We start from the raw sequence: 13,634 nt of genomic DNA, 5'->3' as shown, positions 1-13,634 counted from the left end.
TGTGTCCTCCGTGGCCGGACGGGTTCTGATAGAGTGTGGCAGCGTGGTGGCCGGTCCCCGCAGCAGGGCCGTGTCCGCCGTAAGCGCGCCGGGGGCGCACCCGGCATTCTCGCCCATCCGGGAATTTTTGATAAAGGACAATATTCGTGGAACGCGTGCTGATCATCCTCCTGGGGCTGATGTTGGGGCCGGGTCTGCTCCTGTCCGCCTGGAGTCCCCCCGCCGGGGCACAGGCCACCGCCTATGTCAGTGACGAACTGGAGATCGCGGTGCGCCGGGGCAAGACCTTCCAGCACCGTATCCTCACCTTCCTCGACAGCGGCGACCCCGTGACCGTGCTGGAGGATGATGGCGAGGGCTATACCCGCATCCGCACCCAGGGGGGGACCGAGGGTTGGGTCCAGACCCGCCATCTCATGGACCGCCCCCATGCCCGGGTGCTGCTGGAGGAGGCCCGTTCCCGCATCGAGTCCCTGGAGGCGACGCGCGACGCCCTCCGGGAGGAGACGGCCGAACTGGAGGCGGACCGGGACCGGCAGGCGCAGCGGGCGTCCACCCTCTCCGACCGGGTGGCAGAACTGGAAAAGGCCTTGCAGGACCTGCGCACCCTGGCGGCCGATCCCCTGGAAAAGGCCCGGGAAAACGAGGAACTCACCGCACGCCTGGCCCAGGAACAGGAACGGGTACGGCAGTTGCTGGAGGAGAACCGTCGCCTGCGGGACGATGACCGCAAGGACTGGTTCCTCTATGGTGCGGGGGTCTCCATCGGCTGCCTGCTGCTGGGGATCCTGCTCACCCGGGTGCGGCTGCGCCGACGTGCCTCCGGCTGGATCGACTGATCCCGAAAATCCCGGATTTCCATACCAAAGGTCCCTCTGGGGGCCGATACTGCAGAAGGAGAGATCATGTATAGACGTGCCTTGGCGATGGCCTTCCTGATGGGTGCGATGACCCCCGCGGCGGCGGATACCCTGGATGCCTATCTGAGCCAGGAGACGGCCCAGTTCACCTACCTGACCGGTTCCGAGCGCATCGGGTTCGGCGGGGCGGAGATGTCCCTGGGGGTATTCTTCGACGATGAGGACGACCTGATGCTGAGCACGGGCCTGAGCGTGGCCGGCGTCCCCGCCGGGGAGCGGCCCCTCACCTTCGGTGTCGGTGCGAAGGCCTATTTCGGCTTCCTGGACGAGCCGGACCGGGATTTCCAGTCCATCGGCCTGGGGGGCGAGGTGCGCTACACCATTCCCGCCAACACCCCCATGTACCTCTCCGCCAGCGCCCATTACGCCCCCAAGGTGACCACCTTCGGCGATGCGGACGATTTCTACGACCTGGGTCTGCGTTACGAACTGGAGGTGACCCCGGGGGCCCGCGGTTTCATCGGTTACCGCCTGATGGAGGCGGACCTGGAGCGGGGTGGGGATTTCGAGCTGGATGACAATATCCACTTCGGCGTCCGCCTGGACTTCTGAGGGGCCATGACGGGACAAGAACCCATGGGCCGGGTGCTGGAGATCATGGCCCGGCTGCGGGATCCGGAGCACGGCTGCCCCTGGGACCTGAAACAGCGCATGGACACCCTGGTCCCCCACACCCTGGAGGAGGCCTACGAGGTGGCCGATGCCGTGCAGCGGGGGGACATGGAGGAGCTGCGCGCCGAACTGGGTGACCTGCTGTTGCAGGTGGTGTTCTACGCCCGCCTGGCGCAGGAGCAGGGGACCTTCGATTTCAACGATGTGGCCGCCACCCTGGCGGAGAAGCTGGTGCGCCGTCATCCGCATATCTTCGCCGGGGAGCGCTTTGACTCCGAGGCGGAGCAGCATGCCGCCTGGGAGGCGGAGAAGGCCCGGGAACGGGCGGCGCGCCGGGGACAGGCGCAGGATCCGCCCGGCCTGCTGGATGGCGTCGCCCAGGCCCTGCCGGCCCTGACCCGGGCCGCAAAGCTGCAGAGGCGGGCGGCCCGGGCGGGGTTCGACTGGGATGCCCCCGGGCCCGTACTGGACAAGATCCGCGAGGAGCTGGATGAGGTCCATGCCGAGATGACCGCCGGCGGCGCCCAGGACCGCATGGAGGAGGAGGTGGGGGATCTGCTGTTTGCAGTGGCCAATCTGGCCCGGCACCTGGAGGTGGATCCGGAGGCCGCCCTGCGCCGGGGCAATGCCAAGTTCGAACGCCGTTTCCGCCACATGGAGGCCGCCCTGGCGCGGCAGGGACAGCGACCGGAGGAGCAGACCCTGGAGGCCCTGGAGGGGCTGTGGCAGGAGGCCAAGCGGGCGGGGGCGTGAGGCCTGAACGGGCCCGTCCGGGTCCGATGGCCGCAGGGCGGTTTCCTAATCCAGCCGCAGGGACAGGTCCACCGCGCGCACGTGCTTGGTCAGGGCCCCCACGGAGATGCGGTCCACCCCGGTGAGGGCGATGGCCCGTACCTGCTCCAGGTCCACCCCGCCGGAGGCCTCCAGGGGGCAGCGGCCTGCTACCCGGGCCACCGCCTGGCCCATCCCCGCCAGGTCGAAATCATCCAGCATGATGATATCGGCCCCCGCCTCCAGGGCCTGGTCCACCTCGTCCAGGTTCTCCGTCTCCACCTCCACCGTCACCCCGGGGGCCCGCTGCCGCGCAGCGGCCACGGCAGCGGCGATGGACCCTGCAGCCAGGATGTGGTTCTCCTTGATCAGGATGGCGTCGTACAGGCCCATGCGGTGATTGTGGCCGCCACCGCAGGTGACGGCATACTTCTGCGCCCGGCGCAGCCCCGGCAGGGTCTTGCGCGTGTCCAGGATGCGGGCACCGGTACCGGCCACCGCCTCCACGTAACGGCGTGTGAGGGTGGCGGTGGCGGACAGGGTCTGCAGGAAGTTGAGCGCGGTACGCTCACCGCTGAGGACGGCCCGGGTGGGGCCTTCCAGCTGGAGCAGGCGGGTTCCGGGGGGGACGGCTTCCCCCTCCGCCACGGCCCAGTGGATCGCCACGGCGGGGTCCAGCCGGGCGAAGACGGCATCGAACCAGGGGCGACCGCAGATCACCGCCGCCTCCTTGCAGACCACCTGGCCCCGGCAACGGGCCGTCTCCGGGATCAATCCGGCGGTGATATCGCCGCTGCCCAGGTCCTCCTCCAGGGCGGCGCGGATACAGGCATCATGGTCGGGGGGGATGGTTGCGGTCATGCTGAGGGCCTCGGAAAAGGGGCGACAGCATACCGCAAACCCGCGGCGGGCTCATCCGTGCCTTCCCGCCGCGGGCCCGTGTGCCGGCTGCTACACCTTGAAGCGGCCCACCAGGTCCTGGAGTTCCCGGGCCAGGCGCGAGAGCTGTTCCGAGGCCTCGGTGGTCTGGCGGGCCCCCTGGGCGTTTTGCTCGGCCGCATCGGAGATGCTGGTGACGTTGCGGTTCATCTCCTCGGCCACGGCGCTCTGTTCCTCCGCCGCGCTGGCCACCTGACTGTTCACGTCGTTGATGGTGGCCACGGCGCTGTTGATGGCGTCCAGGGCCTGGTCCGCCTCCGCGGCGCTGTCACGGCTGGACTGGGCCGATTCCTTGCTCTCCTCCATGACGGTCACCGCCCTGCGGCTGGCCTGCTGCAGGCGTTCGATCATCTCCTGGATCTCCTCCGTGGAACTCTGGGTGCGGTTGGCCAGGGAGCGCACCTCGTCCGCCACCACGGCAAAGCCGCGGCCCGCCTCACCGGCCCGGGCCGCCTCGATGGCGGCGTTCAGGGCCAGCAGGTTGGTCTGCTCGGCGATACCCCGGATCACGTCCAGCACCTTGCCGATCTCATCGCTGTCCTTGTCCAGCTCCCGGATGACGTCGGCCGCCTGCTGTACCTCGTCGGCCAGCTGACCGATGCGGGCCATGGTGCCGGAGACCACTTCCTTGCCCCCCTGGGCCGCGGACTGGGCCTCACCCGTGGCGTCCGCCCCCTGCTGGGCGTTGCGCGCCACCTCCTGGGCCGTGGCGTTCATCTCGTTCATGGCCGTGGCCAACTGGTCCACCTCCGAGCGCTGCTTGCTGACGCCGGCATCCGTGCGCTCGGTGATGTCGGCCAGATCGCTGGCGGCCTGGGCCAGGTGGGCGGTGGAGTCCAGGACCCGGGCGATCAGGTCCCGGAAGTTGTCCATCATGGCGTTGAAGGCCTGGGCCGACTGACCGATCTCGTCGTTCCCCTTCACCTCCAGGCGGTGGGAGAGGTCGCCATCCCCCTGGGCAATGCCCCTGAGGCCCCGGGTCATCTGCTGCATGGGATGGGTCACCACCCGCGCGGTGAACAGGTACATCACCAGGAGTACGGGAATACTCACCAGGAAGGCGATGCTGGTGATGCTGAGGCCGAAGCGCCCCACGGCGGCGTTGACGTCCTCCAGGCTGACACGCATGCTCACCGCACCCAGGATGTCGCCTTCCTGGGCCATGGCATGGCAGCTGGTGCAGTTCTTGCCCAGGTAGTCGCTCTGGTTTTGTACCGGCATGACGGCCCGCAGTTCGCTGCGGTCCCCGGAGAGGGCGATATGGGGTTCCCCCGTCTCCAGTACGCGACGCTCCACGGCATCCCGGGGGATTTCGTTCTCCTCCCCCTCGCCGTACTGCCGGCTGACGGGCTCTCCCCGCAGCACCCGCAGATCGCGCACATTGTGCAGTTCCACGATCTGGTCCAGGAACTCGTCGCGGCGATGGGTGGTGCCGGTGATCATGAGGGTGGTGAGCCCCGCCATGGTCATCTCATGCAGCGTGCCGGTGAAGGTCTCGGCCTGCTCGATGGCGGTCTGGCGTTGTTCGTGCACGGCCCACCAGATCATGCCGGCCCAGGCCGGGAGCAGGATCAGGCCCAGGGCCGCCACCAGGCGGACCCAGATGGGCAGATCAGTGATACGTCGCATGTCGGTTCCCCGCAGGATACGTGTTTTCGAGCGCGTTCAGGACGCCCCGGCGGCCCGTACGGGCTCCCCCTCAACTCCTGCCCCACCACCGTGGTGTGCGGGCCGGTCCGCCGCTTGCTTATCCCGTATCGGCCGCGCGCGCCCGATCTTGAAACCCGCGTGCCTTGCCATGGTGCCGGCCCGTGCACTGCGCCGGTGCGAAGTGCCCCCCGGGCCGGTACCCAGCCTGCCAGGGACCCGCGGGGGGAGGGATGACCCGGATCAAGGGCGGGGCATCCACCGCCGGGATCAATCCAGTTTCTCGTCCCGCAGGATGCGGCGTTTCACCTTCTGCAGGAAGAGCCAGGCGCTGAAGGCCACCAGCGGCGTGGCCAGCCCCATACCCAGGGCGGGGTTCACTGGTAGGCCTATGCCTTCCAGGCCCTTGAGGGCGTAGCCCGCCAGGCCCACGCCGTAGTAGCTGATGGCGATTACCGACAGTCCTTCCACCGTATCCTGCAGGCGCAACTGCAGGCGGGCGCGGCGGTCCATGGACTCCAGCAGATTGCGGTTCTGTGCCTGCAGGTCCACCTCCACCCGGGCCCGCAGCAGGGCGGTGAGGCGGGCGGCCCGCTCCGCCAGGTTGCGCTGACGCTCCCCCACGGATTCGCAGGTGGCCACCGCCGGGGCCAGGCGGGCCTCGAGGAATTCGGTGAAGGTCTGCAGGCCCTCGATGCGCCGCTGGCGGAGCTGTTCCAGGCGCTGCTTGACCACCCGGTAGTAGGCCCGGGAGGCCTCGAACCGGTAGGTGGTCTGGGCGGCCACCGCCTCGATCTGCGAGGCCAGGTGGCTCAGATCCGACAACAGCTCGCTCTGGGAATGGCCGCATTCCTGGGCCTCGGGGTCGGCCATGCGGGCCGCCAGGTCCGACAGCCGGCGGTCTGCGGTGCTCAGGGAGCGGCTGGCCTTGCGCGCCATGGGCAGGCCCAGGAGGGTCATGATGCGGTAGGCGTTCACCTCCAGGATGCGCTTCACCAGCCGCCCGGCCTGGGCTTCGGAGAGGCCGTCGTTGCGCAGCAGGATCCAGGCAAGGCCGTCGTCGTGGATGCGCAGATCGGACCAGGCCCGGCCCTTGCCGCCCACCACCTCGGAACCGATGACGATGTTGCCCTCGAAGAGCCGCGACAGTTCCGGCAGGTCCCGTTCGGGCATGTCCCCGGACTCCATGGCCAGGGAGACGGCGGTCACCAGTTCCCCGGGGCAGTCCTGCAGCCAGTCCTGGGGGATGCGCCGGATCACCGGGTCCCGGAACGGGTGATCGAAGGGGGCCGAGCGGGTGAAGGTGTAGGTGACGAACTCGGTGTGCCGCTCCCAGTGCAGGCGGATGTCCCCCAGGTCCGCCATGTAATACTGCCCCAGCTCCTCCGGCACCGGCGCGCCGAAGTGCTCCAGCAGGCGGCACAGGTGGCGGTTGTTCACCCCCGTGCCCCGCTCGCCGCAGAGGAAGGCCATGTGGGAGACCTGGGCCGGGGCCCGGATGGGCTCGAAGGTGCGGGCGTGGAGTTCGCCGGTGAGCACCCGTCGCAGGGTGTGTTCCTTCACGGGCAGGGACGTGGTCATGGCCGGAACTTCCTCCGTCATTCCACGGCGGCGAGCAGGGGTTCCGCCTCCAGCACCCGGAAACCGGCCCGGGTCAGGTGGGCCACGGCCCGGTCGGGTTCGGCGAAGCGGAAGATGAGGGCGGCCCGGCCCGGGTGGCGCAGGGAGAAGGCATACATGTATTCGATCTTCAGGTCCGCCTCGCCCGCGCTGCGCAGCACCGCCGCCAGGCCGCCGGGATGATCCTCCACGTCCACGGGGACCACCTCGGTGAGCTTGACCACCCACCCGGCCTCCCGCAGCAGGGATTCCGCGCGGCCCCAGTCGCGCACGATCAGGCGCAGGATGCCGAATTCCGCCGTGTCCGCCAGGGACAGGCCGAGGATGTTGATACCCTCCCGGGCCAGCAGGTCCAGGGGTTCGGCCAGGTGCCCGGAGCGGTTTTCCAGGAATACGGAGATCTGTTGCAGTTTCATGGGTCTCGATGCTCCCGTGCAGGCCCTTGGGTGTCAGATATCGCGCCGGTCGATGACGCGCCTGGCCTTGCCCTCGCTGCGGGCCAGGCTGCGGGGCTCCACCAGACGCAGCCCCACGCGGATGCCCAGGATGTGTTCGATGGCCTTGGCCAGGGCGGCGCGCACGTCCTCCAGGGCCCGCACCTGGTCGCTGAAGACCTCGGGGGTGACCTCCACCTCCACGGTCATCTGGTCCAGCCCGTTGTCGCGGGTGAGGATGATCTGGTAGTGGGGCAGGGTGCCCTCCACCTGCAGCAGCGCCGCTTCCACCTGGGACGGGAAGACGTTCACCCCGCGGATGATGAACATGTCGTCGGAACGGCGGCCCACCCGCTGGAAACGCCGTGTGGTGCGGCCGCAGGCACAGGTCTCGGGGATGATGCGGGTGATGTCCCGGGTGCGGTAACGCAGGATGGGCATGGCCTGCTTGCTCAGGGTGGTGAGTACCAGCTCCCCCTCCACGCCGTCGGGCAGGGGTTCGCCGGTGTCCGGATCGATGACCTCGGGATAGAAGTGGTCCTCGAAGATGTGCAGGCCGTGCTGTTCGCTGCACTCGCTGGCCACGCCGGGGCCGATGATCTCCGACAGGCCATAGATGTCGTAGGCGCGGATGCCCGCCTCCATCTCGATGCGCCGGCGCATGGCGTCGCTCCAGGGCTCGGCGCCGAAGACCCCGGTGTGCAGGGGCAGGTCGCGCAGGTCGATGCCCATGTCCGCGGCCCGGTCCAGGATGTGCAGGAAGTAGCTGGGGGTGGCGCACATGGCGGTAACGTTGAAGTCCTGCATCACCATGAGCTGGCGTTCGGTGTTGCCGCCGGAGACGGGGATGACCGTGGCCCCCAGGGCCTCGGCGCCGTAGTGGGCCCCCAGGCCGCCGGTGAACAGGCCGTAGCCGAAGGCGTTCTGCACGATGTCCCCCCGGTGCAGGCCGCAGGAGGCGAAGGTGCGGGTCATCACCTCGGCCCAGACCTCCAGGTCCTCCCGGGTATAGGCTACGACGATGGGCTTTCCTGTGGTGCCGGAGGAGGCGTGCAGGCGCACGATCTCCCCCATGGGGCTGGCGAACAGGCCAAAGGGGTAGGTGTCGCGCAGGTCCGCCTTGGTGGTGAAGGGCAGGTGGGCGATGTCCGAAAGGTCGCGGATGTCCTGGGGTGTGATGTCCTTCTCCTGCATCCGCTGGCGCACCAGGTCCACATGGTCGTAGGCCCGCTGCACCACGGCCCGCAGGCGCCGCAGCTGCACCTCCCGCAACCGCTCCAGCGGGAGGAAGTCCGGGGCGCTGGCCGGATGGAACCCCCCGGCCGCATCGTTCCAGCGTTCTTTGAGCATCTACACCCCCTCGGTCTGTGTCTCGCGGCCGAGCCGCTCACCGGCCCCGCGCCCGATGGCGAAGGCCTGTTCGTTGATGGCATGGATCTTTGCGGGCAGGCGGCTGCGGATGGCCTGCATCCAGGTGGCCTCATCGAACTCCAGTTGCACCGAAAGCGCCCCCAGCAGGGCCACGTTCAGGCTCTTGCGGTTGCGCAGGCTGCCCTCGGGAATGTCGTCGGGGGTGATCAGCATGCCCCCGGGACGGAGCCAGTGCCGGTTGATCTCCACCTGGGAGGGTTCGAACACCAGCAGGAAGTCCGCCTCCCCGTCGGGCACCATGGGGCTGAACACCTCCTCCCCGAAGCGCACGTCGCTGGTCACCGAGCCGCCGCGCTGGCTCATGCCGTGGACCTCGCTCTTTTTTACCTGCAGGCCGGTGGAGAAGGCGGCGGTGGACAACAGGTCCGAGGCCGTGACCACCCCCTGGCCCCCCAGGCCGGCCAGCACGATATTGGTTACCGCCATGGCGGATCCTCCCGATATGGATAAGGAATGGCGGCCCCGCCGCGGGGCCGCCGTGGCAGGCATGTGCCCTCAGGGCGTGGGGGCCTGCGCATGATCCGCGGCACCCTCGCGGGCGGCCTGCTCGTAGCGCCGGATCATGGGGGCCGCCAGCACACAGGGGCGGCGGGCGATGAGCACCGAGAGTTCGTCCCGCTCCATGAGGGCCTTGAGCGCCCCTTCGAAGTCGTCCTCCGGTTTCTGCGGGTCCACCACCTGCACGTTCTTCACCCCCATGGCGCGGCAGACCTCGGCCAGGTCCATCCTCTGGGTGGGGGCGTGGTTCAGGGAACGGCCCGTGCCGGGGTGTTCCTGGCGGCCGGTCATGGCCGTGGTGTCGTTGTCCACGATGAGGACCACATGGCCGGTGGGCGGCGGATTGTAGACCATCTCCGCGATGCCGGTGAGGCCGGAGTGCACGAAGGTGGAGTCGCCGATGACGCTCACCACCCGCCGTGCCTCCTCCGGCGGCAGGGTGTGGCGCAGCCCCAGGCCCACGCCGATGGCGGCGCCCATGTCCACGCAGGTGTCCATGGCCTCGAAGGGGGGCAGCACCCCCAGGGTGTAGCAGCCGATGTCCCCGGCCACGATGTACTTCAGGCGTCCGAGCACCTCGAACACCTCCCGGTGGGAACAGCCCTTGCAGAGCTCCGGGGGCTTGCCGGCGGGGGGGGCGGCCTCGGGGGAGGTGTCCCCGGCCAGGATGCGGCGCACCCGGGGCACGTTCAGTTCGCCGAAGCGGTACATCTCCGGCTTGCCCTCCACCGCCAGACCATCGGCGCGCAGGGCCTCGTACACCAGGTGGTCCCCCTCCTCGATGACGATGCAGCGGTCCACCCCGCCCACGAAGCGGCGCAGGGTCTCCATGGGCAGGGGCCAGGTGAGCCCCAGGGACAGGACCCGGGCCCCGGGGGCGGCCTCCCGGGCGTGCATCACCGATACCCCCGAGGCGATGATGCCCAGGCGGCGGTCGCCGTCGTACACCCGGTTCGGGCCCTCGGAGTCGTTCCAGCGGGCGATCTGCTCCAGCTTGCCCCGCAGCTTGCGATGGGCGGGGCGGGCGTGGGTGGGCACCATGACCCGTCCGGGGATGTCGCGCTGGAAGCCGGGTTGCAGGGATCCGGGGCGGGCCGGGCCGGGGCACACCTGGGTGCGGGCATGGCAGATGCGGGTGGTCATGCGCAGGATCACCGGGATGCCCCAGCGCTCGGAGAGCTCAAAGGCGGTCAGGGTGAAGTCGTAGGCCTCCTGGGCGTCCGCCGGTTCCAGCATGGGCACCCCCGCGGCGCGGGCGTAGTGGCGGTTGTCCTGTTCGTTCTGGCTGGAGGCCATGCCCGGGTCGTCCGCAGAGATCAGCACCAGTCCACCCACCAGGTCCATGTAGGCGGCGGTGAACAGCGGGTCGGCGGCCACGTTGACGCCCACGTGCTTCATGGTCGCCAGGGTGCGCCCCCGGGCGAGGGACACCCCCAGGGCCACTTCCAGGGCCACCTTCTCGTTGGGGGCCCACTGGGCGCGGCCACCCAGTTGGTCCAGGGCCTCCAGGATCTCCGTGGAAGGGGTGCCGGGGTAGCCGGTGCCCAGGTGCGTGCCGGCGTGCAGGGCGGCCAGGGCCACCGCCTCATTGCCGCTGAGAAGCATTCGTTCGTTGGTCGCCATCAGTCGATGCCCGATTCGGATGAACAAGCCCGGCACAGGCGCATGGACTAGCCCGGGCGGCAGCCCGCAAGTCTACATGATTCGCGCCTCGGGACCAGTCCCCCGAACGGGGCGTCGTGAAATGGGGGGATGGGGCAGGGTGGGGGAGGGGGTGTCCCTCCCCGCGAAGGAGGGTGCCGGGGCCTCCCTGCCCCGGTGCGCTGCGGCCGTGTCCTTCCGGCCGGATAGGGGGGCGCCTCAGCCGCGGCCCACCCAGGCGGTGCACCAGCCGCCTTCCGCCACCAGATGCTTGGGGAAGACGGAGCAGGGACCCCAATCCTTGGCATCGGGATTGGAGTACAGCAGGCAGTTGCTGCAGCGGCTGCCCTCCTGGTAGCTGTCGTGGGTCACGCCGCTGGCGTCGTGGGTATAGCTCAGGGCCTGGGCCGTGGCATCGTCCTCGGAGAGGCGTTCCAGCTCGGCGGCCTGGGCCGCCGTGGTCCAGCCCAGTCCGGCCAGGGGCACGGCCACCAGGCCACCGGCCCCCAGCTGCAGGAAACGGCGGCGGCTGACGTGGGTATCGCGGGTGTTCATGATGTCCTCCTTCTCGCCGCGGGGGCGAATGTTCTTCAGGTTTCCGGGCCCGTTTTCCGGACCTCGGGGCCAGTATCCGCCCCGTTCCCTGAACGCCCCATGAACGGCGCCGCGTCAGCCGGCCGGTTCCTCCTCGTCGAAGTCCCCCCTGAATTGCGGATTGGCCTCCACGGGCGCGGCGCTGGGCGGTCCCCCGGAAGCCGGGGCCGGCGGCGTGCCCTGCATCTGCACCCGGGCCGGCGGGGCCCGGCCGTCCTTGCCCTCGCCGAAGTAGAGGGTCATGTGGGGGAAGGGGATCTCGATGCCGGCGGCGTCGAAGTGGCGTTTCACCAGGCGGTTGTACTCCCGGCCCACGGCCCATTGCATGCCGGGGCGGGTCTTGATGCGCACGCGCACGTTCACGGCGCTGTCCGCCAGGGCGGTGACCCCGTGCACCTCCAGATCCCCGAGGATATAGGGCCCCATCTCCGGCATCTGCCGCAGCTCCTCGAAGGCCTCGTTCATACGCTGCAACACCTCGTCGGTGTCCTCGCGGTAGGCCACGCCGTACTCGCCCACGTGATAACCGAAGTCGCGCATGTAGTTGGACACCGTGTCCACTGAGGAGAAGGGCAGCAGGTGATAGGTGCCCGACAGATCGCGCATGCCCATGGAACGGATGGTGAGGCGTTCCACGGTGCCGGTGATGCCGCCGGCGGTGACCACGTCCCCCACGTTGAAGGCGTTCTCCAGCTGGATGAAGACCCCGGTGATCACATCCTGCACCAGCTTCTGGGCGCCGAAACCGATGGCCAGGCCCAGGACCCCGGCGCCGGCGATGAGGGGGCCGATGTTGATGCCCACCTGGGCCAGCACCACCATCAGGGTCATGACCACAAGGGTGATGGCCGCGGCGTTGCGGAAGATGGTGAGCAGGGTACGCACCCGGGCGTTGGGCTCGCCGTCCCCGGTGGCGGGGCTGAGCCGGTATTCGATCCAGCTGGTCAGGCCCAGCCACACCAGCATCGCCCCGGCCAGGATCAGGGCCACGGCCACGGCGTTGCCGATGAAGCGCCCGCCCGCGTCGGAGGCCGCCCAGGCGGGCAGGCTGAAGGGGGTCCAGGCATCCAGAATCAAAGCGGCCACCACGGCCAGCAGGGTGAAGCGCAGGACCTTGAGCACCCCCGGGATATAGGCGTTGAGCCGTTCCTCCAGCAGGGGGATGCGCTCGCGGGTCTCCTGGGGCAGGCGGATGCGCTTGAGGATCACGCGGCCCAGCAGCAGGGACAACAGGATCCCCGCCGCACTGGCTAGCAGGGTCTGCGCCGTGGCGGTGAGCATGAAGGGCAGGGCCTGGCCGGGGAAGACCAGGGCCACCACCAGGATGGCCGTCAGATAGGCCAGGGCGATCCCATGCCAGATGCGTCCCGCACCCTGCAGGGCCACCCGGCCGAAGCCGGAATCCATGCGTTCCGCGAGTTTCATCAGACGGCCCTGCACCCGCTTGCGGTTGCGCAACACCAGGGCCACCGCCCGGTAGTAGGCCACCGCCAGGATGAGCAGCGCCAGGATACGGGCCGGTTCGGGGGCCACCAGCAGGGCGGTCACCGGCACCACGAAGAGCAGGCCGTAGCCCAGAAAGGCGGTCATGCCGGAGGTCCAGCGGGTGCTGGCGGAGGCCTCGGCATCGGACAGGGGCAGCAGGCGCAGACCCGGCCAGCGGTGGGATAGGAACAGGCGCAGGGCCGCCCGCGTCAGCTCCACCAGAAGGAAGGCATTGAGGAAGAGGCTGTCCCGGGCCGTCATCTGTCCGGCCTCGCCGGTGACGAACAGGGCCAGGGCGTGGCCCGCCGCCCAGGCCAGGGCCACGCTGGCCAGGTCCAGCAGCAGGGCGGTGGTGGTGCCCGTCACCCGGCGCACCACCCCGGCGGGACCGGTGCGGGCGCGGGCGTGGTGGTCCAGGCGACGGTAGGCCAGCCGGGCCAGGCGGGAGAGGAGCCACAGCACGGCCAGGGTGGCCACGATCAGTCCCGCCAGTTCCAGGGTGTTCACCGTCAGGTCCACGGGGTCGGCGGCCCGCATCCCGTCCCAGGCCGCCTGCGTGGCCCGGATTGCGGTGTTGAACTGCTCCACCGCCCCCTCGGCCAGGGACTGGGTCCACTGTGCCACCTGCCGGGTCGGCGGCACATCGCCGGTCTCCCCGGCGGCCGTGTCCTCCTCCGCCGCCGTACGGCGCAACTCTTTGATGAGGACCTCCCGGGCCGCCTCATCCTCCAGCAGGTCGGCGAGACGGCTGTCCCCCGGCGCGGCCTCCTGGGCCTGCAGGGGAAGGGCGGTGCAAAGGAGTGCCAGCAGGGCGGCGATCCAGGGCAGGATGCCCCGGCGGGATGATGCGGGCTGTCTCAACCTGAACTCCTTGGCCGAGTGGCGATGATGGATCTGGATGGGCCGCTGGCGGGGGGGGCATTCGGGCCAGCGGCATTTCGTATGCGTGTCACTTTGCATGAACACCGGCGAGGGCTTCAAGGAAAGGCGGAGGCGACGAACGGTCTGTGGGCGGGTATGGAGGGGGTACCCCCGGGAGGTG

The 13,634-nt window shown here is 69.6% G+C and carries 12 protein-coding genes; 3 read left to right on the top strand and 9 right to left on the bottom strand.

Going from position 1 to position 13,634, the window contains the following annotated elements; all coding sequences use genetic code 11:
• The first annotated feature begins 146 nt into the window (after positions 1–146).
• The 3 genes from CKO33_RS03245 to mazG all read left to right on the top strand — a co-directional run bounded on the left by CKO33_RS03245 (position 147) and on the right by mazG (position 2,285).
• Positions 147–839 (top strand): TIGR04211 family SH3 domain-containing protein, encoded by a 693-nt coding sequence (locus tag CKO33_RS03245; protein WP_200179248.1) that lies wholly within the window; start codon positions 147–149, stop codon positions 837–839.
• 66 nt (positions 840–905) lie between these two features.
• Positions 906–1,472, top strand: coding sequence for a YfaZ family outer membrane protein (locus tag CKO33_RS03240; protein WP_242472443.1), 567 nt, complete (start codon positions 906–908; stop codon positions 1,470–1,472).
• A gap of 6 nt (positions 1,473–1,478) precedes the next feature.
• Entirely contained in the window at positions 1,479–2,285 is an 807-nt protein-coding gene (gene mazG, locus CKO33_RS03235) for a nucleoside triphosphate pyrophosphohydrolase (protein WP_200179246.1), read from the top strand.
• A 45-nt stretch (positions 2,286–2,330) separates the two neighbouring features.
• On the opposite strand, the gene nadC is transcribed toward mazG, so the two are convergent.
• From nadC to CKO33_RS03190, 9 genes are all read right to left on the bottom strand, one after another.
• A complete protein-coding gene (nadC, locus tag CKO33_RS03230) occupies positions 2,331–3,164 on the bottom strand; it encodes a carboxylating nicotinate-nucleotide diphosphorylase (protein WP_200179245.1) in 834 nt (277 codons plus the stop codon).
• Between the two features lie 90 nt (positions 3,165–3,254).
• The gene (locus tag CKO33_RS03225; RefSeq protein WP_200179244.1) at positions 3,255–4,871 is read right to left on the bottom strand and encodes a methyl-accepting chemotaxis protein; all 1,617 of its coding nucleotides are present in this window, start codon (positions 4,869–4,871) and stop codon (positions 3,255–3,257) included.
• A gap of 288 nt (positions 4,872–5,159) precedes the next feature.
• Complete coding sequence (locus CKO33_RS03220) at positions 5,160–6,470, bottom strand: DUF3422 family protein (protein ID WP_200179243.1); 1,311 nt, start codon at positions 6,468–6,470, stop codon at positions 5,160–5,162.
• A 17-nt stretch (positions 6,471–6,487) separates the two neighbouring features.
• Positions 6,488–6,925 (bottom strand): ACT domain-containing protein, encoded by a 438-nt coding sequence (locus CKO33_RS03215; protein ID WP_200179242.1) that lies wholly within the window; start codon positions 6,923–6,925, stop codon positions 6,488–6,490.
• A 33-nt stretch (positions 6,926–6,958) separates the two neighbouring features.
• The gene (locus CKO33_RS03210) at positions 6,959–8,293 is read right to left on the bottom strand and encodes a phenylacetate--CoA ligase family protein (RefSeq protein ID WP_200179241.1); all 1,335 of its coding nucleotides are present in this window, start codon (positions 8,291–8,293) and stop codon (positions 6,959–6,961) included.
• Positions 8,294–8,800: an indolepyruvate oxidoreductase subunit beta gene (locus tag CKO33_RS03205; RefSeq protein WP_200179240.1), complete on the bottom strand. Its 507-nt coding sequence runs from the start codon at positions 8,798–8,800 to the stop codon at positions 8,294–8,296. It abuts the gene before it with no gap.
• A gap of 69 nt (positions 8,801–8,869) precedes the next feature.
• Entirely contained in the window at positions 8,870–10,495 is a 1,626-nt protein-coding gene (locus CKO33_RS03200; protein ID WP_200179239.1) for a thiamine pyrophosphate-dependent enzyme, read from the bottom strand.
• Between the two features lie 237 nt (positions 10,496–10,732).
• Complete coding sequence (locus tag CKO33_RS03195) at positions 10,733–11,068, bottom strand: high-potential iron-sulfur protein (RefSeq protein WP_200179238.1); 336 nt, start codon at positions 11,066–11,068, stop codon at positions 10,733–10,735.
• A gap of 114 nt (positions 11,069–11,182) precedes the next feature.
• Positions 11,183–13,453 (bottom strand): mechanosensitive ion channel domain-containing protein, encoded by a 2,271-nt coding sequence (locus CKO33_RS03190; protein ID WP_200179234.1) that lies wholly within the window; start codon positions 13,451–13,453, stop codon positions 11,183–11,185.
• Between the last annotated feature and the right edge of the window lie 181 nt (positions 13,454–13,634).

This window comes from Ectothiorhodospira mobilis (assembly GCF_016584115.1).
GTDB classification, from domain to species: Bacteria; Pseudomonadota; Gammaproteobacteria; order Ectothiorhodospirales; family Ectothiorhodospiraceae; genus Ectothiorhodospira; species Ectothiorhodospira mobilis.
This window is presented reverse-complemented; position numbering and strand designations above follow the sequence as displayed.